At 63.7% G+C, this 22,127-nt stretch carries 19 protein-coding genes and 1 pseudogene; 4 read left to right on the plus strand and 16 right to left on the minus strand.

Translation table 11 applies throughout. The features are described 5' to 3' along the window. On the minus strand, positions 1 to 895 hold an 895-nt coding region (locus ACFTWF_RS42010), incomplete at its 3' end, for an MFS transporter (protein WP_378466984.1). A gap of 97 nt (positions 896 to 992) precedes the next feature. On the opposite strand from ACFTWF_RS42010, the pseudogene ACFTWF_RS42015 reads away from it, so the two are divergent. Beyond that, a pseudogene (locus tag ACFTWF_RS42015) lies at positions 993 to 1,046 on the plus strand (hypothetical protein); the annotation flags it as partial. A 9-nt stretch (positions 1,047 to 1,055) separates the two neighbouring features. Here the strand turns inward: ACFTWF_RS42015 and ACFTWF_RS42020 are convergent. The 4 genes from ACFTWF_RS42020 to ACFTWF_RS42035 form a co-directional block, all read right to left on the minus strand. After that, a complete protein-coding gene (locus ACFTWF_RS42020) occupies positions 1,056 to 1,220 on the minus strand; it encodes a hypothetical protein (protein WP_378467018.1) in 165 nt (54 codons plus the stop codon). A 671-nt stretch (positions 1,221 to 1,891) separates the two neighbouring features. Then, a complete protein-coding gene (locus ACFTWF_RS42025) occupies positions 1,892 to 2,575 on the minus strand; it encodes an MspA family porin (RefSeq protein WP_378466985.1) in 684 nt (227 codons plus the stop codon). A gap of 71 nt (positions 2,576 to 2,646) precedes the next feature. Continuing rightward, positions 2,647 to 3,330 (minus strand): MspA family porin, encoded by a 684-nt coding sequence (locus tag ACFTWF_RS42030; protein WP_378466986.1) that lies wholly within the window; start codon positions 3,328 to 3,330, stop codon positions 2,647 to 2,649. Positions 3,331 to 3,708: 378 nt separating this feature from the next. Further along, positions 3,709 to 4,425, minus strand: a complete 717-nt coding sequence (locus ACFTWF_RS42035; protein ID WP_378466987.1) for a hypothetical protein — start codon at positions 4,423 to 4,425, stop codon at positions 3,709 to 3,711. Between the two features lie 362 nt (positions 4,426 to 4,787). Between ACFTWF_RS42035 and ACFTWF_RS42040 the strand changes: the two genes are divergently transcribed. Next, the gene (locus tag ACFTWF_RS42040; RefSeq protein WP_378466988.1) at positions 4,788 to 5,834 is read left to right on the plus strand and encodes an alpha/beta hydrolase; all 1,047 of its coding nucleotides are present in this window, start codon (positions 4,788 to 4,790) and stop codon (positions 5,832 to 5,834) included. 539 nt (positions 5,835 to 6,373) lie between these two features. On the opposite strand, the gene ACFTWF_RS42045 is transcribed toward ACFTWF_RS42040, so the two are convergent. From ACFTWF_RS42045 to ACFTWF_RS42080, 8 genes are all read right to left on the minus strand, one after another. Further along, complete coding sequence (locus ACFTWF_RS42045; RefSeq protein ID WP_378466989.1) at positions 6,374 to 7,255, minus strand: NAD(P)-dependent oxidoreductase; 882 nt, start codon at positions 7,253 to 7,255, stop codon at positions 6,374 to 6,376. A gap of 261 nt (positions 7,256 to 7,516) precedes the next feature. After that, positions 7,517 to 9,022, minus strand: a complete 1,506-nt coding sequence (locus ACFTWF_RS42050) for an aldehyde dehydrogenase family protein (protein ID WP_378466990.1) — start codon at positions 9,020 to 9,022, stop codon at positions 7,517 to 7,519. 59 nt (positions 9,023 to 9,081) lie between these two features. Next, the gene (locus ACFTWF_RS42055; protein WP_378466991.1) at positions 9,082 to 9,945 is read right to left on the minus strand and encodes a phytanoyl-CoA dioxygenase family protein; all 864 of its coding nucleotides are present in this window, start codon (positions 9,943 to 9,945) and stop codon (positions 9,082 to 9,084) included. Between the two features lie 282 nt (positions 9,946 to 10,227). Continuing rightward, on the minus strand, positions 10,228 to 11,478 hold the full coding sequence (locus ACFTWF_RS42060; RefSeq protein ID WP_378466992.1) for an aspartate aminotransferase family protein: 1,251 nt from the start codon (positions 11,476 to 11,478) through the stop codon (positions 10,228 to 10,230). A gap of 172 nt (positions 11,479 to 11,650) precedes the next feature. After that, positions 11,651 to 12,433 (minus strand): gamma-glutamyl-gamma-aminobutyrate hydrolase family protein, encoded by a 783-nt coding sequence (locus ACFTWF_RS42065; RefSeq protein WP_378466993.1) that lies wholly within the window; start codon positions 12,431 to 12,433, stop codon positions 11,651 to 11,653. After that, positions 12,430 to 13,626 (minus strand): Zn-dependent alcohol dehydrogenase, encoded by a 1,197-nt coding sequence (locus tag ACFTWF_RS42070; protein ID WP_378466994.1) that lies wholly within the window; start codon positions 13,624 to 13,626, stop codon positions 12,430 to 12,432. The genes ACFTWF_RS42065 and ACFTWF_RS42070 overlap by 4 nt, the downstream gene beginning before the upstream one ends. Next, complete coding sequence (locus tag ACFTWF_RS42075; RefSeq protein ID WP_378466995.1) at positions 13,539 to 14,909, minus strand: glutamine synthetase family protein; 1,371 nt, start codon at positions 14,907 to 14,909, stop codon at positions 13,539 to 13,541. Before ACFTWF_RS42075 ends, ACFTWF_RS42070 begins: the two co-directional genes overlap by 88 nt. Next, entirely contained in the window at positions 14,902 to 15,519 is a 618-nt protein-coding gene (locus ACFTWF_RS42080; protein WP_378466996.1) for a hypothetical protein, read from the minus strand. Before ACFTWF_RS42080 ends, ACFTWF_RS42075 begins: the two co-directional genes overlap by 8 nt. A 398-nt stretch (positions 15,520 to 15,917) precedes the next feature. Here ACFTWF_RS42080 and ACFTWF_RS42085 point away from each other — a divergent pair, with 398 nt between their 5' ends. Together ACFTWF_RS42085 and ACFTWF_RS42090 are read left to right on the plus strand one after the other, a co-directional pair. After that, the gene (locus ACFTWF_RS42085; protein ID WP_378466997.1) at positions 15,918 to 17,372 is read left to right on the plus strand and encodes a flavin-containing monooxygenase; all 1,455 of its coding nucleotides are present in this window, start codon (positions 15,918 to 15,920) and stop codon (positions 17,370 to 17,372) included. 92 nt (positions 17,373 to 17,464) lie between these two features. After that, a complete protein-coding gene (locus ACFTWF_RS42090; protein WP_378466998.1) occupies positions 17,465 to 18,340 on the plus strand; it encodes an NAD(P)-dependent oxidoreductase in 876 nt (291 codons plus the stop codon). A gap of 91 nt (positions 18,341 to 18,431) precedes the next feature. Here ACFTWF_RS42090 and ACFTWF_RS42095 read toward each other — a convergent pair whose 3' ends face one another. From ACFTWF_RS42095 to ACFTWF_RS42105, 3 genes are all read right to left on the minus strand, one after another. After that, positions 18,432 to 19,475 carry a dihydrodipicolinate reductase gene (locus ACFTWF_RS42095; protein WP_378466999.1) on the minus strand — a complete coding sequence of 348 codons (1,044 nt, stop codon included), beginning with the start codon at positions 19,473 to 19,475 and terminating at the stop codon, positions 18,432 to 18,434. Positions 19,476 to 19,500: 25 nt separating this feature from the next. Continuing rightward, on the minus strand, positions 19,501 to 20,364 hold the full coding sequence (locus tag ACFTWF_RS42100) for a phytanoyl-CoA dioxygenase family protein (RefSeq protein WP_378467000.1): 864 nt from the start codon (positions 20,362 to 20,364) through the stop codon (positions 19,501 to 19,503). Positions 20,365 to 20,435: 71 nt separating this feature from the next. After that, positions 20,436 to 22,079: a fatty acid--CoA ligase gene (locus ACFTWF_RS42105; RefSeq protein WP_378467001.1), complete on the minus strand. Its 1,644-nt coding sequence runs from the start codon at positions 22,077 to 22,079 to the stop codon at positions 20,436 to 20,438. Positions 22,080 to 22,127 lie beyond the last annotated feature (48 nt).

The following is a 22,127-nucleotide window of genomic DNA, read 5'->3' on the forward strand; positions in this document are numbered from 1 at the left end:
ACACCGTGCCGAGAACCGCGATGCGACCGCCACGCTCGGCAGGCGGGGCGTGCGGAATCGAGACGTAGCACGCAATGGTCGTCGCCGCGCACACCGCGGTGAGGATGACGAAGAAGCCCCGCAACGACAGACTCTCGACGATGAAGCCGCCGCCGATCATGCCCACGACGATGCCGACACCGGTGGCGATGAACAGAACCGCGACACCCACCGAGATGCCGTCCTCGCCGAGATTCCGGCGCAAGAACCCGAGCGGAAGCAGTTGCGCCGCACCACCGAAGCCCATCAGAGCGCAGCCGACCAGGACGGTCGGATACGAGTCACCGACGGCCGGAATGAGCGCGCCGACCGCGAGGAGTGCGGACGCCGCGACCGCGGCGTTGCGGTCGCCGTGCAGATCGGCGAGGCGCGGGAGCAGGATGAAGCTCGCTCCCCCGCCGAGGGTCAGCGCGGTGTAGAGCCATGTCGTCGCGGCCACGGTGGCGAGTCCGTACTGCGCCTGAATAGTGGGCAACAGCGGCGGCAGGATGAAGATGATGGCGTTGGTCAGGACGACCAGCAGTGTGCCGACACCGATGAGCACCGCCTTGTTCGGTGCCCGGTGTGTAGGCGCCTCACTGCCGAGTCCGGCGCCCTGATGGGTCTCTGTCATGAATGTCTCCGATTTCGTGGTCAGACGCGGGTCGGAAGGCCGGCGTCGATGGACGTGTAGTCGCGCTCGAGTAGATCCATGGATCTCGTCCCAGCCGACGTAATGCTCCGAGGAGCAGTCGAGTTCACGCTGGAGTTCCCTGGGGAGCCTGCGGATCTCGTCGAGGTTGTGGGTGAGGTCGTAGCCCATCGACAGTCCGAAGCGATAGGAGTCGGTGGTCGGGTTCGGTCCGCCCCGTGGCATGCGGGGGGTGCACCAAGGCCGTCAAGATCGGGCACCGCGACGATTCGGTGTGGCGGCGGCTTCGCCTGGACTACGGACGCGAAGCGCGTGTGCAGGCATGATCGTTCGGAGTGACTTCATTGCCGAGAACGGCGGAACCCTGGTGATCCCGGGGTCGCATCTATGGGACGAGACCCGGAGACCGCGCCTCGACGAGGCCGCCCCGACGGAGATGAAGGCCTCGGCCGATGTGCTTGCCCGCGGGGTTCGGAACGAATTTCTCTCCGAAGACGATGTCGATCGGCTTGTTCGGAATCAGGTCGGCGCCGCGGTAGAGGGGGTTCATGGCTGCGTGACCATGTGCTCGGTCTTCGCGAACATCCGGCGTGCCCGCGTGGTCCGAGATCCCGCGAACACCTCGTCGTGGCCGGTGTCCACACCGTCGAGGACCGGGTCGAGGTCCTGCGATCGTCGCGTCGCCGAAGAAACCCCCGATGATCACGCCCCCGTCGCGCATGATCACCTCGACCACGGCTTCTGTGATCGGGACTGAGACGCGTGAGCTCGTTCGTCGCCATGAAAGGTGCGTTCCTTCGGAATTGGGCCGGTCGCATTGGGGCGCCAGATCAACTAGGTGATCCGGCTCATACCGTAAGCCCGGTGATTCATTCGATCAAGTCTTCTGATCAATAAAATTGCCGGGGCAGGCTGTTCAACCTTGTCTGGGATCTGTTCGACGACGACGCCACAGACCTGGTTCGCAGGGTCACCCAGGTGCTGGAAACCGTCCGTGCGCTGGAAATAGATCAAACGAGGACACTTTGAACACGACTCCGCCGAGGGAGCCGATCCGGGCCTCGACCAATTCCGATCATCTGACCGTCCCGACCGTGCGGGCGCGATCCCCGGCTCGTCTGTACTGCCCGGTCGGTCCATGGTTCGTCCCTCGTCTACCTACACGGCGCCCGGCTGCGGCGCGACAGCGTGATGTCCCTATCCAGCACCCCGTGACAGCCCCTAGCCGATGCTGAAGGGCTGGCCCCACAGTGTGACGGTGCTCGTGACGTTCTCGGTCTCGACCTCGACGTTGACGAAGGCGCGGGCCTGCGCGTAGCCGGCGCACCCGCTCACCCCGAGAGTCGAATCACTCCACGAAACCGAACCGGTCGGGCCCTCGACGTAGTTGCCACCCCAATGCGCCTCCCCACCGTAGGGGTCGGCGTATTCCTGGTCGAGGATGTCGACCGGAATCGCCTGACCGGGACCCAGAGTGATTCCGCCACTCGCACCCGCCGACAGCGGGTTCCCCACCGTTCCGGCCACGATGTCCGACCACGACATCCCCGCGCCGCCCTCGGCGCCCGCCTCGGCCCCGAAGTCGACCTGGCACGCGAGAAGGTAGCCGGGGTAGATGTATGCGGACTGCACACCATCCCCCTGCAGCTCCACCGAAGCCTTACCGGAGACCCAGACGTTGCGGTGCAACGGCGTCGAACCCATCGACGGCGACACGGTCGCACTCTCGTCCGTCAGGTTCACCGTCACCACGGTGCCGTCGGCCAGGGTCTGCGTGATGCTGCCACCGGGCAACGGAACGAACGTGTCGGCGTTCGCCGCACCGACGGAGAAGAAGCCCATGGTCGCGGCAGCAGCGGCACCGACCGCGGCCAGACGCACACCGTTCTTACGGTTGATGATCATTGTTCCCTCTCAGGGATAGAAACCTCGCACACGCGAGAAAGTGGGTGGAAGAACAGCGAAAGAGACCGAAATCAGCCGATGCTGAACGGCGCACCGTACAGAACGGTCTTCGAGTAGTCGTTACCCACGATCTCCACGACCGAGTACGACCGAGCCTGCGCGAATCCACCGCACTTCTGCACCTGCAGCTCCGCGTCCTGGTACTGCAACGCGTACACGCCGTCCTTCTTGATGTCCTTCGCCGCAATCGGCACGTACTTGACCTCACCCGAGTTCAACGGAACCGACAGGCCGAGGCTCGGCGTCAACGACGACAGATCCGCCGAGAACGACGGCGACGCAGACAGACCGGTGATGTCCACCTGGCAACCCACGATGTACCCGGTCGACACCCGCGAAACACCATGCGTCGTCGACGCATTCGTACCGTTGTAGGTACCCGCATTGTTCGTCGTAGCGTTCGCGTCCGTCACGTCGGTGACCTCCTCGAGCCCGGTGACGTCAGCGGTCACCGTGCCCGACACCCACGCCACCCGACCGGCGCCATTGGCAGCCAACGACGGCGACGACAGAGCGCTCTCCGCGGTACGCGTCACCGTCACATTCGGACCGGTCTTCGAACCATCAGGCAGCGGGATAAAAGTATCCGCGCTCGCCGCACCAGTAGACATCACACCGAGTAGGGCAGCCGCAGCAGCACCCAGGCCTGCAATACGGGCGCCACGGCGCAGGCCCGATCCGAAATTCTTGGTCATTCTCTTCCCTCGAAACTTTCTCAAAGATATTCAGTCACAGAATGTTTGGGTGGAATTAGTCACACCCGCGAGATGCTGGGGAAGCTTAACCTGAGACTGAGATCAGTTTCGCAACTGTGATACGCATCACATCATTTTGATCGCCGTTCTCAGCGAGAGTGGTCCGCGGTTGACGGACTCGGGACGAGGAGCCACGGCGTTGAGCTCATGGGAGTTGTTGCTAGATAACGTTTCATTACGGCGCAGCGCGGTTGCGTGCGATGTCGGCCGAGCTGATCGCCAACTGCCGGGACTTGGCCTGCTACAAATTGCCCCGCAGGGTGGGATTCGTGGGCACCTTGCCGCGCACGGCCACGGGCAGGCTGGTCACGCGCCGGATCACTGTGGGCTGACCACACCGGATACCACCGCCGCATCTGCCGCGGAACCGTCATGGGAGGCGCCCCGGGTGTACTCGCCGAGTACGCGGTATCCGTGGTAGTACGTCACGAGCATGAGAGCCCAGACCGACAACGCCAGAATGTAGAACAGCGTGTGATCCGCGTCGTCACCCGGAATCGGGAAGAAATCGTAGATCACCGCCACGAACGCCCCGAGGGCCGTCGCCACGAAGACTCCCACTGCGTGCCGTCGCTCACGGATCCGCCACAAACGTACTGCGACCGCGAACATGAACAGCGCCACCGCAAGATTCATCACCAGATAGAAGATCGCCCATCCCAACTCGACGGGACGCACGTCGAGTGTGCGGTTCAATCCCACCGCGACCGCCGCTCCGACAGCACCGACGTCCACCATCCACGACGGCCGGTACCCGCGGGTCACCGCCATCATCCCGAGCACGATGACCAGCGTCATGCCGAACGAACGCGAGAACGCGTCGAAGAACACCATGAGGTGATAGCTGAAACTCGAGTGCACGATCCCGGTGGCGGCTAGGAAAACCACGTTCGTACCGGACAGCGCGATCACCAGCCACTCGATCCCGAGCAGAAGATTATGTTGGCGGCGAAGGAATTTGACGCCGTAATAGTAGCCGGCGGCCAGCATCGAGACGTTGGCGATCAGCAGCAACGCCATGGCGAGAGTGTCCATCAATGGCCCTTCGGGGAGAGGAGTTTGGCGACAGCCTGACTGTTCATCTGACCTAGTCAATGAACTTGGTCACAGTTTGAATGGATACCGTCACAGTACGTGCGATGTCAATGGCAGCAATCCGAACCCCGCCATACGAACCAAGAGAGAAGGTCTCCGTTTCGCCGCCTCCATGCAGCCGGACCGCTCATCTCACAGTGGACACTCATCCGATCATATGACATGATCGGATGATCGGTCTCCTCAGTTCATCGGACGAGAACTGCCCGCCTTGGGTACGGCCGCAGACGTACCAACGCATCAGTCGTCGGTAGCGGCCGGCTTCCCATCACATCATTGTCGCGATCGGAGAGTGATTGCATATGACCTACTCGCAATGGCAGGACGTCCTGGACGCGGATGCGCTGGCGGTTGCCAAGCAGCTCGATGAATTGCTGCCGGGACCTCTTCATACGCTGGGGCTCGACGGTGTTCGAAAGTTCGCTGCGCCAACTCCCCCGCCGCGTACGACACGGGTGGCCTCGGTGGAGGACCGCACCATCGCCGGGGTCGCCGACGGTGGGAACGTGTCGGTGCCGGTTCGTATTTACCAGCCCGACCGCACAACCCGGGCCGGCGCGCTGCTCTACATCCACGGCGGCGGCTTCACCGTCGGCTCGCTGGACGGCGTCGACGAGCTGTGCCGAGTCATCGCCGACGAGGCCTGCTGCGTCGTCGTATCAGTGGATTACCGCCTTGCACCTGAGCACCCCTTTCCGGCGGCGATTATCGACGTCCGGGCAGCCTACGACTGGCTCCGGGCCAACTCCGCCGAACTGGGTGTCGCCCCGTCGCAGCTCGCGGTCGGCGGCGATTCAGCCGGCGGTGGACTCGCCGCCTCGCTGTGCCTCGACCTACGCCGTCGCGGTATCGCCCAGCCAGTGATGCAACTGCTGGTCTATCCGGCGGTGGACGACCAGTTCACGCGACCGTCGTGGACCGAATTCAAGAACGCCCCACTGCTCGACGCCGGAACCGCGCAGTGGTTCTGGAAGCAGTATGTCGGTGATTCTCCCGCCGATCTCGACGAGCTCGCGGTTCCGATGAAGGCGGGGTCGCTGGCCGGACTGGCCCGAGCTCACATCGCCACCGCCGAGGTCGATCCGCTGCGCGACGACGGCGAGGCATACGCCGCCGGCCTCCACGAGGCAGGCGTGGCGGTACGTCTCCAGCGATACACGGGCGTGTTCCACGGGTTCTTCCCGGAGGTGCAGACCTACGCCAAGAGTCGCCGCGCCGTGCTCGACGCATGCGAAAGCCTGCAACTGGCATTCCGATTGGGTTCCTCAGCAGCGATTGGACAGACCTCGAGTCGCCCTCGTAGGGATGCAATCCCAGGAGACCTCGCATTCGATGGGCACACAGCGTGACGGTCAACGAATGGAGGACCTCTTCCGAAGATGGCCGAGGGCACCTGCGGCACGCCGCACGGAGTGCAGTCGATCACCAGCGGGAGCATCGCGACAAAGAGGCGGCGATCCTGATCGGGTTCGCGAGCATGTGGGCACCATACGGGGGCCCTGGCGAGGACGAAATCCTCGTTCAATTCGGACTGTCGAGACTCCAGTTCATCGACCGCCTGTGGCAGAAGATCCCCGAATCCAACTGCGCCCTGGAAGAGCTACAGCTCCTGGCGCGGGCATACCCGCGCCGTCCACGAAGCAACGGAATCCACCCCCTCTGACTGAGTCGACAGACTCTGATGGGGCGAGCACGAACCTGGTGGCACCCCACTCCACTCCGAAGACGCCGAACGGGCCGCCGGCACCGGACCGAAGATCTCGTGCCGGGAGAGTCAGCGCTCCACGCTACTCGTCGGAGGATCCGAGGATCCGAGGATCCATAGCCGCAGGCCCACGGCTATGGATCGTGGGGATCACCTCGGAGTTTGCTCCGAAAGATTCACGGATCAGCTATGTCGGCTGCTGTCTCGGATCTGCCGCAGGAGCGGGACGACACCAGACGGGATCTCGTTCGCCCGGCCCTCCGATACTCCCAGGGCGAAGAGTTCACGGGCGGCGGAGGAGATGATCGGCCGGGCCGCGACCGTGGCGGACGCCTTCCAGACGAGGTCCATGCAGTGATGGAAGGTGCCGATCGTCGCCTCGTCGGTTGTGTAGTCGCCACTTTCGACTCGTCGCACCGTCTCGTCGACTTCACGTTCGAGGACCGGCAGTCCCGGCCTGACGAACTCGACGAGCCGGTCCGGGCTCACGCCGAACGCTTCCGCGAAGACCACCGCCTCCTGGAACGCGGCGATGCTCGACATGTAGAAGATCAGCATCGAGAGGTCGAGGGTGCACGCGTCAGAGATGACCTCGCCGACGTGCCCGCTCAAGCCGCCGAGGGCGAGAAGCATCTCCGCATTCCGGTTCCAAAGCTCGAGGGGTCCTGCGTAGTTCACCCCGCCCACCGGAGTTCCGATGTCCTTTGGATAAGCCGAGATCGTACCTGACAGCATCAGCCCGTTCCGCTTGGTGACCCACCGCTCGAGCTCACGTGCATCCGCGGGGGTCCCTGTCGCCAGATTCACTATGGTGCGACCGGTCAAATCGATGTCGTCGCCGAGACTCTCGACGAGAGCGGAGGAATCGACGACGACGGAAAGGGTGATGGGGCTCGACTCGACGGCCTCGACAGCGGTGAAGGCCGCTTTGCCGCCTGCCGCCGTTAGAGGGGCGGCCTTCTCCGGGGTGCGGTTCCACACGGTAACCGAATATCCCTTGTCGATCAGTGTGTGGGCGATTGAGCTCCCCATCAGACCGAGACCGAGAACTGACACATCGGACATAACAATCCATTTCTCTCGTTGGCACCGGTTCCCGGATCGCATGTGGCCCGCGATCCGGGGACCGGTGATCGTCATTGACGTACCGTTACCAACTGACCGTTTCAGGTTGAGTTCGGCGCCAGCGAGGCCAACCCCGGTGTTCCGGTTCCCGGGACACAAGCCGGCTGACGATCGTGTAGCCCTGGAAGACAACATGTTCGTGCTGCGGACAGGCATGAGTTGGCCCCCGTCCACCAGAACGATCCGCCGCGTGCCCAGTGATTACAACTCGATCCAGGTGGTCTTGAGGTGTGTGTATTTGTCCAGACCGTGATTGCTCCTGTCGGCACCGTGCCCGGACAGCTTGCGGCCGCCGAACGGGACCGAGGAGTCGCCTTCTTCGTAGCAGTTGATCCAGACCATACCGGCGTCGATCCCGCGCGCCATCCGGTGAGCCCGGCTCAGATCCGCGGTCCACACCGACGAACCCAATCCGAATACCGTGTTGTTCGCGATCGCGAGTGCCTCTTCCTCCGTACGGAACGAGTGCACCGCCAGCACCGGACCGAAGATCTCGTGCTGAGCGAGCCTGCTGTCCGGATCGACGTCGACGAAGACAGCAGGGTCGACGTACAGGCCGTCATCACGCCTGGCATCGGAGCCCAGAACCAGTTTGGCACCCGAGTCGATCCCCTTGCGGATCTCGGCTAGGACGTCGTCGCGATGTGCGGCAAAAGCGAGCGGACCGAGAGTGGTCGCCGGATCCAGTGGATCACCGATCACCGCCGCGTTCAGGTTGTCGACGACCTTCGCCACCACTTCGTCGCGGATGTCCTCATGGACCACCAACCGTGATCCGGCAGTGCACATTTGACCGCTGTTGAAGGACACCGCCCAGGCGGCCACCGCTGCCGCCCGGTCCAGGTCGGGCGCGTCGGGGAACACGATGTTCGGCGACTTGCCGCCCAGCTCCAGCCACACCGGTTTGGCGTTGGACGCACCCGCGTAGGACAGCAGCTGCTTTCCGACGTCGGTAGATCCGGTGAAGGCCAGGGTCGCGATGTCGTCGTGCATGCCCAGCTGCTCGCCGACCTTGGCGCCACTGCCGGTGATCACCTGCAGCACGCCCGCCGGAATGCCCGCCTCGTAGGCAAGCTCCGCGGCCCGCAGCAACGAGAACGGCGTCTGACTGGCCGGCTTGGCGACGACGCTGTTGCCGGCGACCAGGGCAGCCGGAATCTTGAACATCGCCAGCGTCATCGGGAAGTTCCACGGCGTGATGACGCCGACGACGCCGACCGGCTCACGGGTCACCAGCGCGACCGCGCCGTTGCGGCCGCGCGGCGACTCGTCCATCAGCTTGTCGGCCAGCTCGCCGTACCAGCGCACCGTGTTTATCGCGGTACGCATTTCGACGTTCCACGCGATTGTGACGGGTTTACCCATTTCATACGCGACCAGGAACGCCAGTTCATCACGATGCTGGTCGAGCAGGTCGGCCCACCGGATCAGCGCCTCTCCACGCTCACGTGGCTCCAAGCCTGCCCACACCCGACTGCGAAAGGCGTTCTTGGCGCCCTGTATTGCGCGCTCGACATCCACTTCGGCAGCACTCGCCACCTGCGTTGTCTCGCCGCGGCGAGGACTGGTATGCGTTGCGGTATTGCCGCCGCTTGCCTGCGCCCACTCGCCGTCGATCCACATCGCGGTCGGCAACTCGGCCGGCATTTCGACGTCCAGCCAGTCGTTGGGTGTGGCCCGTCCAGGAGTCTCAATTTCGACTGCCACGGTTACTTCCGCCTTTCGCGCGGCTCGGTGCCGCTGCTCTGAATTCTCGAACGACCGATTCAGCTGTCGAGCCCGAGGACTCCGGCCAATTCGTTGTAGTCGACCTGCCACAGGCCAGGCGATGTCAACGGGTACTGCGAGCGGAATCCGACCAGCCGTTGTGCACGCGGCGACAGCGACTTGGCGATCTCCAGATCGACGATGAACGGGTAGGCCTCTTCGGGGGTCAGGAAGCCGGCGTTGAATGTGAACGCAACAGCCCGACGGTACTCGTTGTCAGTGAGGTTGGCCCCGCCACCGTGGACAGTCTTACCACTGATGAACAGCGCGTCGCCGGCCTTCATGATCGCCGGGATCGTCCCTTCCGGAGTCCCGTTGTCCTCGAAGTTTTCCCAATGATTGCTGCCCGGAATGACACGAGTCGCACCATTCTCTTCGGTGAAGTCGGTCAGCGCGATCAGAAAGTTGATGCACGCTTCGGGGCCGGACGGGCCCATGGCGATGAAGGGCGCCCAGTTGCCCAGGTCACGGTGCAGCATCTGAGCCTTGTTCCCCGGGCCGATCTCGATGACCTGCGCCGTGGTCATCCAGTATGTGCCGGATTCCTCGACGAAGGTCTGATCACTCAGGTCATGAACCAGGTCGTGCTCGATGATCTCCGTGCGGAAAGTCTCGCTGTGCGTGACCAGATTCGTCAGGCGCTTGGTGTTGCTTCCGTGGAACTCGGCGATGATGCCGTCATGCGTAGAACCCGGCCGCAGCTTTGCCATCGGATCGTCGATGTCAGCGTTGAAGCGCTCGATCTGGTCTTGTGTGAGAAAGTCTTTGATGATCACGCCGCCGTCGCGGCGAACGATCTCGAGAATCTTCTCCGCAGACGTGGTCACGGACACGTGTTGCAGTGCCTGCTGGTCGACAGTCATATCTTGTTCTCCATCCGGTAGACCGGTGATTTATGATCATTTGATTTTATCGTTTGATCAGAGTTTGGACAAGGGTTTTGGTTAGATCCGTCACATCCTCGTCGATCGTCGCGACTTCGCTCGAAAGGATTGCACTACAGCACTATTAGCGCCAAAGCTGTGCACCATCGCGGATCCGACCGGACGCATCACTCGGGCCGTCCGACGCGGCATCGGGCACCGAAATGATGCCCTTTCTGATCATTTGATCAAGAAGGGAAGCGGATGGCGCGCGCCCACAGCTCAGCAGACGACCCGGCTCAGCGCCTCCGCCACGAAGTCGATGTCCTCCCCCGTGTGCGCAGTACTCAAGAAGATTTTCCCCGAGGGCATGAACATCACGCCTTCGGCGAGCATCCCGCCCAGGACCTTCCCCCAGATGCCACCGGTTCCGTGGAGTCCGGTGGCCGCGTCTTCGGGCACGAATTGCAGCAACGACCCCACCCGGTTCAGATGCGCCGGGACTTCGGCTTCGGCCAGTACCGCATCGAACCGATCGTGGAACCGCGCCGCATTGGTCTCCAGCGTCGCATACACCGCCGGATCCGCGAGCACACCCATCGTCGCCTCGACCGCGGCCAACGCGACCGGATTTCCGTTGAACGTTCCGGCATGCACCACACCGTCGGTCACCTGATCTATCAAGTCCGCGCGGCCCACCACCGCGCTCTGGGTGAACCCGCCGGCGATCGCCTTGCCGAACACCGATAGATCCGGACGTACCCCGAAGCGCTCGGTGGCACCACCGCGCGCGATCCGGAAGCCCGCGATGACCTCGTCGAAAATGAGCACCACGCCGGCCTCGTCGCACAGCGCCCGAACCGCCCGCAAGAACTCCGGAAGCGGTTCAGTCACTCCCGCATTGCTCATGATCGGGTCGAGCAGGACCGCAGCGATACCGAGCTCGCGCGCTTCCCTGAGAATCCCGGTGATCATCTCGATGTCGTTGAACTCCGAGACGATCAGGTCATCGAGGACGCTGGGACTTTGACCTTTGGTTGCGGTCAGCGTCGGCCTGCCGTACTCGTCCGACGACATGCCCGCATAGACCGAATCCTGCCAGCCGTGGTAACTCTTGGCGAACTTGACGATGCGTCGCCGCCCGGTCGCGGCCCGGGCGAGCCGCAGCGACACCTGCACGGCCTCGGTGCCGGTGTTGCTCCACAACAGACGCTCACCGTGCGGAACCGCCTCCAGCACCGCTTCGGCCGCCGCATACTCCAGGACGTGACCGGTACCGACCACCTGCATGCGGTTCAGGACTCCCTGGACCGCCGAGACCACCCGGTCGTCGCTGTGGCCGAGCACCATGGCACCCCAGGCCATTACACAGTCGACATAGCGATCACCGTCGAGGTCCCAGACGTGGGCGCCACGAGCTTTCTCGACGAACAACGGATGCGGCTGCATGGATGCACGCAGCCCCGAACTGACTCCGCCGCCAATGCTGTGCCGGGAACGCTGAAATGCGGCAAGTGAAGATTGAAGACCCATACCCGGTGACAACTCCTCGTGTAACTGAACTCGAGCCTGAACCCGTCGAGAAGATTGTCGACTCGGGTTGGCTTGCATGATATTTGGGATGCGTGGACACGCAACATGTGTATCGCGTGACCATATCCAGTGGTGGACTAGGCCGATTTCGACCGAAACTCGGATCCGAGAGTCACCCGACCTTGCTATCCTGCCGGCCCTGTTGACGCTCATCCATGGTCCACGCGCACCGTTCGATGAGCCAATCGAAGATCGGGTCACGCTCGGTTTGCCATTCGGGATGCCACTGGACGCCGACAACGGGTCGGCCACTCAGCTCGATCATCTCCGCAATTCCGTCGGTGGCGCGGCCGGTGACCGCGAGTCCGACACCGGGCCGGTCGACCGCCTGATGATGCCATGAGTTGGAAGTTCGACGGGCACCGTAGATCTGGCGCCCGACACTGCCGGAGAATAATTCGACGACATGGTTGTCGTCACCGGCGTAGGGCGCAGCCTTCGGCGAAGAATGCACGACGGACGTTTCCTCGATGTCCTCGATCAGCGTCCCGCCGAGGACGGTGTTCAGCAGCTGATGCCCGCGGCACACGCCGAGGATGGGGATGCCCAGAGACAGCGCATCCGAGATCAGATCGGCCTCGTACTGGTCCCGTTCGAAGTCGATGACGTCGATGTTCCGGCGCGGATCGGCATCCGGGTCGACCGGACGCATGCCACCCCAGCGCGACGGGTGCACATCCTGTCCGCCCGTCACGATCAACCCGTCCAGCCTGTCGGCCACTCCGGTCGAACTCGACACGAACGGAAGGTTGACCGGAATGCCGCCGGCTTCGGCCACGCACCGGTCGAAGTCGGTGAAGAAGGAGTTCGTCAACCGATCGGTGAAGCGTGGAGATGTACCGGTCACCATTTCCAGCCGATAGCATCGGCCCGTGATACCGATGAGAGGTCTCATGTCGACGTCGCTCCAATTCCTACGACAACGCGGATTTCTCTGCCCGATGCCAGGGCATCGAACCCTTCGTTGATTGTTTCGAGTGAGTATTCGGCGGTGACCAGCTCGTCGAGCTGCAACAAACCGGCCCGTGCGAACTGCAGATACATGGGGATATCCACTTTGAAGTGGTTCGATCCCATGAACGACCCGCGCAGACTCTTTTCCTGCATGAAGAGTTCGGATCCACGAAGTGGAATCGAATGCGAATCCGGGATCATGCCCATCACCGTGGCCACGCCGCCCGGTCGCAGCATCGCGAACGCCTGCCCTGCGGTGGCACCCGAGCCGACCGCTTCGAACGCGTGGTCGGTGCCTCCGCTGGTCAGCGCCCGCACCGCCGCGACCGGGTCGGTCTCGCGGGCATTCACCACGTCGGTTGCTCCGAAGAACTTGGCCTGCTCCAGTTTTTCCGGCACGACGTCCACGCCGATGATCTGCGCCGCGCCGGCCAGCCGGGCGGCCTGCACCGCGGAAAATCCGATTCCGCCGAGCCCGATCACCGCAACGGTCTGCCCCGGACGAACGCAGGCGCTCTGCAGCACCGACCCCATCCCGGTGGTCACCGCGCAGCCCAGCACACTCGCCGTTTGCAGACGCACCCCCGGCGTGATCCCGACGACGCTGTTCTTGTGAACCAGCGCCATCTCGGCGAAACCGCCGATCCCGGCAGTGGCCCGCACCGCCGCCCCCCGGCTGTTCGTCAGACGGGGCCGGGCGCGGCCCTGCTGCAACTGCGTCCGACGCGCGCACAGGGTCTGCTGCCCGGCCAGGCAGAACTCACACGACCCGCAGTACACCGACAGGCAGGTCACGACGGTGGCACCTGGACCGAACTCCGTCACAGCGCTTCCGACCTCGACGACCTCGCCCACCGCCTCGTGGCCGAGCACGATCGGCGTGTCGGACTCGAAGGTTCCATCCATCTCGTGCAGGTCAGAATGACACAGACCGGCATACGCGATCCGGACCAGCACCTCGTCGGGCCCGGGATCGTCGATGAACAGCTCTTCGATATCCAACGTACCTGGCGCGGCGTTGAGCACCGCCGCCTTGATGCGGGTGCTCATACAAGCTCGAAGTAGCGGTTGAGTTCCCAGTCGGTGATCCCGCAGTCGGGGTCGCCACCACCCATGGTGTGGAACGCCAGCCATTCCCAGCGTCGGGTTCCGATCCAGTAGTCGACGAATTCCTGCCCGAGCACCTGGGCCAGTGCCTTGTCGGCGGCGAGCGCATCGGCGGCGCGGGTGATCGTGTGCGGCAACGTCTCGGTGCCGGCCGGGTTGCACCAGGCCATGCCGACGAACGGGGCCGGCGGCTCGACACCGTTGACGACACCGTGGAGGCCGGCTCCCAGCACCGCCGCAGCCACCAGGTACGCGTTGGAATCTGCTCCCGGCGTCCGGTATTCGATGCGCGAATACTTCGGGTGCCGGGTCACCGCGCGGACGGCGGTGGTCTTGTTGTCGATGCCCCAGGTGACGGTCGTGGGCGGGCCTTCCAGCGGGATCTGCCGCCGGTAGGAGGTCAGGAACGGCAGTGCCAGCGAGGTTGCCCCCGGCATGGTCTGCACGACGCCGCCGATGAAGTTTCGCATCACATCGGATGGTCCGTTCTCGGCGAAGAACGCGTTGCCGTCCTCGTTCGCCAACGAGATGTTCAGATGCGAAGCCTGACCCCACGCGTCGGACCACTTGGCCATGAACGTCACCGACCGACCCAGCTCGTTCGCGACCTCACGAACGACCTGGCGGGTCCGGGCCCAGTTGTCGGCCGTGGTGACGATGTCGGCGACGGCGACGTTGATCTCGATCTGACCGACGGCCGCCTCGTCGTTACACGCCTCCCACTCCAGTCCCAGCTCTTCCAAACGGTGCTGCACTCGGTCCAGGAACTGCCACCAATCACCCGACTTCGCGTGCACATAGGCCGAGCCGGCCTGACCGCCGAGCGGGGTCAGATCCTTGTATCCCTTGCGGCGCGCTTCGTGAACCGACTCCTCGAAGAGGGTCGCTTCGATCTCGATCGCCGCCTTCACCGAGTAGCCCTCCGCGGCAGCCTGCCGCTCCACCTTGCGCAAGAGGTTCCGCGGACACACCGACACCGGGTCGCCGGTCTTGGTCCAGAAGTCGCCGATGACGGATGCCTTGCCGGGCTCCCATTCGATCAGGGTATCCAGGTCGGGACGCAGGAAGATGTCCAGCAGGTCGCCCCGCCACTCCGGAAAGGCGAAACCGAACTGCGGAAAGTTACCGAGATCGTTGCCCAGGACGACATCGGCGAACGGAAATCCCGTCTCCAGTCCGCTCAGGAACTTCTTCGGGGAGATCGACTTTCCCACGAACGTCCCGTCGAGGTTCGTCGCCTCGATTCGAATCGACGTGATGGCCCGCTCGTCCAGCCACCGCCGGACCCGGGCACTCGTTGTTTCAGCCATTGAACCGCACCTTCCAGTGTGCACCGCACATCACCGAGACCTGCGCGGCCGAGCCGATTACCGCGACGGCACCGACACCCAGTGCGATGAGAAATGAATCGAACCACCCGCTGAGGACTGCCGACAATGATTCGGCCGACCCGTGGATCTCGAATGTGGTAGCACCGTCGCCGTATACGAGACGCTCGTCGTCGTCGGTACACACGACGATCAACTGCTCGGGGAATCCAGCGGTGTCGGCGTTGAGTTCGCAAAACTTCTGCGCAGCGACATTCCAGTCCGGCAGCGGCGGCGAGAGCATCCGGCCGACCGCCTCCCCGAGCTCACCTCCTCCGACGACCGTGTATTCCGGGTAGAAATGCAGTTGGAGAGGCTCGACACCGCCGGCGACTCCGTGCCTCACGTGGACGCGACCGTCGGCGAAGTCGAGCGTCACCGCCTGCCGATCGGCGACCGACGCGAGCGCAACCGTCCCGGTAGTGCCGCCGATCAACGCGCGCAACTCGGGAACCTCGGCGCTGGCCCTCAACGTCCGAGCCACCGACAACACCAGCGGCGTCGGATCCGGCTCGACCGCGACCAGCACATCTTCTGCAGTCAGGGAACTCACCTGCTTAACCTCATTTCGAAAACCGACCAAGACTTCTGCCTAAGTCATATGATCAGTAGTGTGGCCGGTGTCACCGGTGACGTCAAGAGGGCATTCGCCGGGTCACGACTTGTCCACCGGTCCGGTTGCGGTACCACGCCCACAGAAATGCCCAGTTCAGACCGACTAACGAGAGCGCTAACGGGCGCAGCGTTTCGACTGGCACTATTGACGAAGATGCCGTTACTGCTGCACACTAGCGAGTCAGATCATTTGATCAGGTCAGTAGATTCTTGTCTCGGTCAGAGGCGGGTGATACCCGGCCGGCAACACGCCCCGTGGCATCCGGATTCACCGAGCCCCAACAACAACCCAACCGGTATCGGTAGCAACCGACCCGGTCGGTAGGGAGTGACTTCATGGAGCCAGCAAACTCGCACGTCGACGTCGTAATCGTGGGAGCGGGACTTTCCGGCATAGCCGCCGCGGTCGAACTGCGTACCACCCACCCCGAGCGGACGTTCGTCATGCTCGAGAAGCGCGACAACCTCGGTGGAACCTGGGACCTGTTCCGGTACCCGGGCATCCGGTCCGACAGCGACATGTTCACCCTCGGCTACAGCTTCAAGCCGTGGCGGGCCGAGAAGACGATCGCCGCCGGGCACACCATCCTCGAATACCTCGACGAAGCGGTCGAGGAGCACCATCTGCGTCCCCTCATTCGCGTCAATCATCGCGTGCTGCGCGCAGACTGGTCCAGCGAGACCAGCACCTGGACGGTGCAGGTCGGGTCGCCCGCGGGCTACGACACGATCACGTGCTCATTCCTGTACATGGCCTCGGGCTACTACGACAACGAGAACGGCTATCGACCGCGATTCCCGGGCGAAGAGAACTTCGAGGGCCCGATCGTCCACCCCCAGGAATGGCCGGAAGATCTCGACTACCGTGACAAGAACGTCGCCGTCATCGGCTCCGGCGCCACAGCCATCACGCTGATCCCGGCGATGGCCGGCACCGCCACCAAGGTCACCATGGTGCAGCGTTCGCCCTCGTACGTCGCGATCGACAGCGACGTCGACGAGGACGCCATCAAGTTGCGTGCGGAGATCGGCGACGAGGCCGCATTCGACATGGTGCGCCTGCGCAACTTGGAACAGCAACAGATCAACTATCAGTTCGCACGCAACCATCCCGACGAGTTCAAGAAACCGCTGTTCGACGCGATCGACGCGATTGTCGGATCCGAGTTCCGCGAGAAGCACTTCACCCCGTCCTACGACCCGTGGGACCAGCGCCTGTGCCTGGTCCCCAACGGCGACCTCTTCGAAGCGATCAAGGCCGGCCAGGCCGACGTGGCGACCGGGACCATCGCCGAGTTCACCGAGCACGGCATCCGAATGGAGTCCGGCGAAATGGTGGAGGCCGACATCATTGTCACCGCCACCGGACTGAACCTGTGCACCCTCGGCAAGGTCGAGTTCACCGTCGACGGGCACCCGGTCGACTTCGGCACTACCTACACCTACAAGGGTGTCGCGTTCAGCGGCGTCCCAAATCTTGTGCAGGCACACGGTTATCTGAACTCGTCGTGGACGCTTCGACTCGAACTGGTCAACCAGTTCTGGAGTGCGCTGCTCACCACCATGGACAAGCTGGGCGCCAAATCGGTGACCCCGGTGCTGCGTCCCGGCGAAGAGAACATGCCGCGCGATCCCTGGATGACCGGAGTGACCTCGGGATACTTTCAGCGGTACCTGGATCACATGCCGTCGCAGGGCGATCGGCTCCCGTGGCTGAACCCGCAGGTACACGAGCTCACCAAGGAGATCCTCGGCGCCGATCCCGACGACGGGGTGCTGCAGTTCGATTAGTGCGGTCAGCGGCGCTCCGGCAGTCTCCGAAGCCGGCTGGGCCGAGGCGAGTTCCCGATCTGTTCTGTTCGGTTGACTAGAGGAGTGCGCGTATGGATGTGACGAATCAATTCGATGTGGCCGTGATCGGGTGCGGAAACATGGGGTCCGCGATAGCCCGGGTTGCGCTCGAGAAGCAGTATTCGGCCACAATTTGGAATCGCAGCCCGGAGCGCGCCGTGCGATTGGCCGGTGCCGGCGCCACCGTCCTCACGGAAGTCAGGTCGGCATTCGAGAATGCCGACCTGACCATCGTCTGCGTCAGCACGACCGACGACGTCCGTGCCCTGCTCGCGCAGATCGACCCCGCCCGGGTCGCCGGCACGATCTTGAATCTGACGAGCGGTTTGCCGGACGAGGCAAACGAACTCGCGGCGTGGTCGGCCGAACACGGCGTGCCGTATCTGGACGGCGCGATCCTCTGCTTTCCCGAGCAGATCGGCAGCGCCGAGGCCCGTATCCTGATCGCCGGCCCCGAGCAACTCTGGACGGCGCACAGCGACATTGTCCGGGCGCTGGCCGGAGGGGCACTGCATGTCGGCACCGTCCACGGCGCAGCCAACGTCATGGACGCCGGCTTGGTCGGCGCCTTCTACATGTCCAGCATGGTGGCGTTCATCGAGGCGGTCCGGTACATGGGCAACGCCGGTGTCAGCACCGACGCGCTCCGGTCCCTACTGCCACACACCCTCGATCAGTTCTCCGAGGAGATTCACGACATCCTGAACCGCTTGGACACCGGCACTTTCACCACCGAGCGGGCGACACTCACCGTCTACCAGGAGGCCGGACGGACCTTCCTCGACACCATGGCACCGCACGGCCCGGCCACCATGATTCGGGCGACCACGGGTGTATTCGACCGGGCGGTCGCCGCAGGCCTCGCGAACGAGGACCTCGCCGCGGTCGTCAAGCTCTCAGCCGAATAGCACGGATGCCGTGCAGTTCCGATCTGGAACTGCACGGCATCCGCAGCGGATCGACACCGCCCCTGCACTGTGTTCGAACTCGGGGTAGGTGCTACGCCACAGTCGTGGACTGGATTCGATGGGCACCTTTCGACGCAATCGCCGCAACCGGAAGATCGGCCATGGTGCGCAGACCCGGCATCGCATCGACGATCGCAGTGATCGCGTTGGACGCGACCGCGACAGTCGACTGCAGGCTGTCCAGCCCACGCGGCGCGATGAACTCGAGAGTCTGCTCCTCACCCTCGATCAGCCACCGGTCGCCGGGGACGACCGGGTCGCCGTCTTCGAAGAAGCCGAAATGGACCGCGACCTCGATGACGGGTTCGCCGTCTCGAATCCCCCGGGCGGCATGGCGGACCGCTGCAATTGTTCCCGGCGCCACAATGAAATTGTCACCGATCCGCTCACTGTCGGTGAGAAATGCCGGTGCCGGACTGTCGACCTCGATCGTGTCCAGCACCCACCCCAGTCCCGATGCCAATGCCGCGATGCTCTCGGTGAATCCGACGTGTCCGATGACCCGGCCCTCGTTCTGGGCCTGCACGAACTCCGACTCGGTCAGGCCGATGCCGAACTTCCCGAGGATGTGACCGTAATGCACCATCTGAGTGGCCCGCTCGATCTGCACGCTCTCGACGCGCTGAGTCAAACTGCTGAGCAGCAACGGCAGGGTGTCCATCAACATGCCCGGATTACATCCGGTGCCGACCACGCTGCGGCCGTGTGCGCGGGCTACCTCGTCGACCCGCGCCGAGAACTCGGGATGAGCGTGCGCCGGGTATCCCAATTCCTCACATATCGACACGACGTTGTAGCCATGCGAAAGCAAGTCCGTGACCAGCGGCTCGATCGGCTCGACGAACGACGTGGTCGCGACGAACGCCACGTCCGCCTTCGGCAATGCGTCGATGGAGCCGACCACGACGCCCTTGGAGCTACCCACGCCAAGCAACTCGCCGACATCGCGGCCATGCAGGGCAGGCTGGATGTCCAGCGCGCCCACCACGGCGCAGTCCTCACGTCGGCACAGCGTCCGACCGACGTCGACGCCAACGCTGCCGAGTCCCACGAGGACAACCGATACAGTTTGCATTCTCTCTCCTGAATCCATACGAGTGCTACTCGGCAACAGCGTCTTCCTTCAGCAAGAAGATCGGATCGGCCATCATGCCCTCGTGGCCGACGAATCCGGTATTGGGTGGGCAGGTCGAGTAGCCCAGCAGCCGTTGAATGTCCTCGTCGAACGTCTTCGCAATCTCCGGCGGGTAGGTGAGGAAGGCGTTCTCTTCCTGACGCAGAAATCCGAGATCCAAGCCCATGGTGAATCCGATCCGGTTGCTGTCGGAGTTGTTGGTGCCGCCGCCGTGATAGGTGCCGCCCACCCAGATCAACGCCGACCCCGCGGCCATCTCCGTCGGCAGGGCCTCGTCGATCTTCGGTGCCCGGGTGTCGTCCCACCTGTGACTGCCCGGAACCACCATTGTTCCTCCGTTTTCTGCGGTGAAATCGGTGATGGCGACCATCAGCTGGACGCGGGCCTGGTTGTAGCCGTCGTGGTGGCGCCATTGCCACACACTGTCATCCCGATGCAGCGGCTGCGCGCCCTCGCCGGGGTGGATATCGATGATCGAGGTGACCCCGATCTGGTAGTTCGGTACCATCTCGACCTGATCTTCACCCAGCAGGATCGGCCGGGTGCGCTCCAGATAATGCGCCGCCACGCCGTTGTAGATCGGGTGACGTGCAGCCGTGGCGGCATACGTGGCGTGCTTTAAGACGCCGTACAGGCGCTTGGTCCGTTGTCCGGAGAAGTCGTCCTGGCCCCAGGCCGCCGTCTCCAGCGCGGCATCGGTCTCCGCTCGGGCTTCCTTCAGTGTTTCGCCGTCGAAATAGTCGCGGATGATGACGCCGCCGTCACGCTCGATGTACGCGATCACGTCTTCCAGTGGGGCGCTTGCTTCCAGGGTGGTCAAACCTGCCACGATGGCTCCTTCAAAGATGTGCGGGCGGAAGTGCTCTTTAAATGGATTCGATATGAATTTCAGCCACTCGACTATTCGGAACTGACGACCTCGAGGTCGCCGTCGACGAACTGCTGCCGAAGCAGCTTCTTGTCGAACTTGCCCACACTGGTCTTCGGCACCTCGTCGATGTAGACCCAGCTGTCGGGCAATTGCCATTTGGGTAGATTCCCACTCAGATGGTCGCGGAGCACCTTCGGATCGCGTTCCACACCCTCCTCGAGGACGACCACCGCACATGGCCTTTCGTCCCACTTCTGATCGGGGATACCGAACACGGCCGCCTCTGCGACATGCGGGTGTGCCATCAGGTCGTTTTCCAGCTCGACCGACGAGATCCATTCCCCGCCGGACTTGATGACGTCTTTGGCGCGATCCACCAGAGTCAGATACCCGTCCGGCGACACCCGACCGACGTCGCCGGTCCGCAGCCAATCACCGTCGAAACTCCCGGCGTACCGATCCCGCTCGGTGTCATCCCGCGCGTAGTACTCCGCCGTGACCCACGGACCCCGCACCTGAAGCTCACCCAGTGACACACCGTCGTTGGCGACAACCTCACCGGCATCGTTCTTCAGCCGGTAGTCGACCAGCGGCGCGAACTGGCCCTGCGTCGCGCGATACGTCCACGGATCGTCACCGGAGTGACCCGCGGGCAGTGCCGCGGTGGCAGAGACCGCCGATGTCTCGGTCATGCCCCACCCCTGGATCATCGTGACACCGAGCTCGTCCTCGTAGGCTTGCAGCAACGACAACGGTGCCGCCGATCCGCCGACGAAGACCCGCTGCAGGTGTGTGAGGTCCTGCGGCGTACGCGCGAGGGTCTGCAGTATGCCGGTATAGATCGCCGGCACGGCCGCGGCGATGGTCGGGCGTTCGGCCGCCAGCATCGCCAGCAGCGGCTCCGGTTGCAGGAAGCGATCGGGCATGAGTAGCGACGCGCCGGAGAGCATCGACGCATACGGCAAGCTCCAGGCGTTGACGTGGAACATGGGCACGATGACCAGGCAGGTGTCCCGGGCGCTCAATCCCATTCCCATGGACGTGGTGACGTGCAGCGCGTGCAGGTACAGCGAACGATGCGAGTAGACAACACCCTTCGGATCTCCGGTGGTCCCGGAGGTGTAACACATGGCGGCAGCCGATCGCTCGTCGATATCCGGCCAGCAGTAGGTCTCCGATCGGTCTGCGAGCAGCTCCTCGTAATCATGCACCGCGACGTGCGCGGGCGCCTGGAACCTCTCGGCGGGCACGCCCACCACGACGACGTGCCGCACCGTCGTCATCATCGGCAACGCCTGTCCGAACGCGGACAACAGTGAAGCATCGACGATCACAACCTGATCTTCGGCATGGTTTGCCACGAAGCCCACTTGACTGGGCGAGAGCCGGATGTTCAGCGGATGCACCACCGCACCCATCGCAGGCACCGCCGCATACACTTCGAGGTGCTCGCTGTTGTTCCACATGAAAGTGGCCACTCGATCCGACCGTCCCACGCCGAGGCCCTGTAACACGTTCGCCAACTGAGCCATTCGGGGAGCCAGCTCGCCGAGGGTTCGGCGCCGACAGCCGCCGCCGGTCCAGGTCGACACTACTGCTGCGCTGTGCGCGGTGGTGGCATAGCGCAGCAGGCGTGCGAGCGATAGCGGTCCGTCATTCATTGTGCTGCGCATGATCGTCCTTCAGAATTCGGTGCATCGCGGGTGCTACGACGCAGTCGC

Source organism: Rhodococcus sp. NPDC056960 (genome assembly GCF_042674125.1).
Classification (GTDB): Bacteria; Actinomycetota; Actinomycetes; order Mycobacteriales; family Mycobacteriaceae; genus Rhodococcus_F.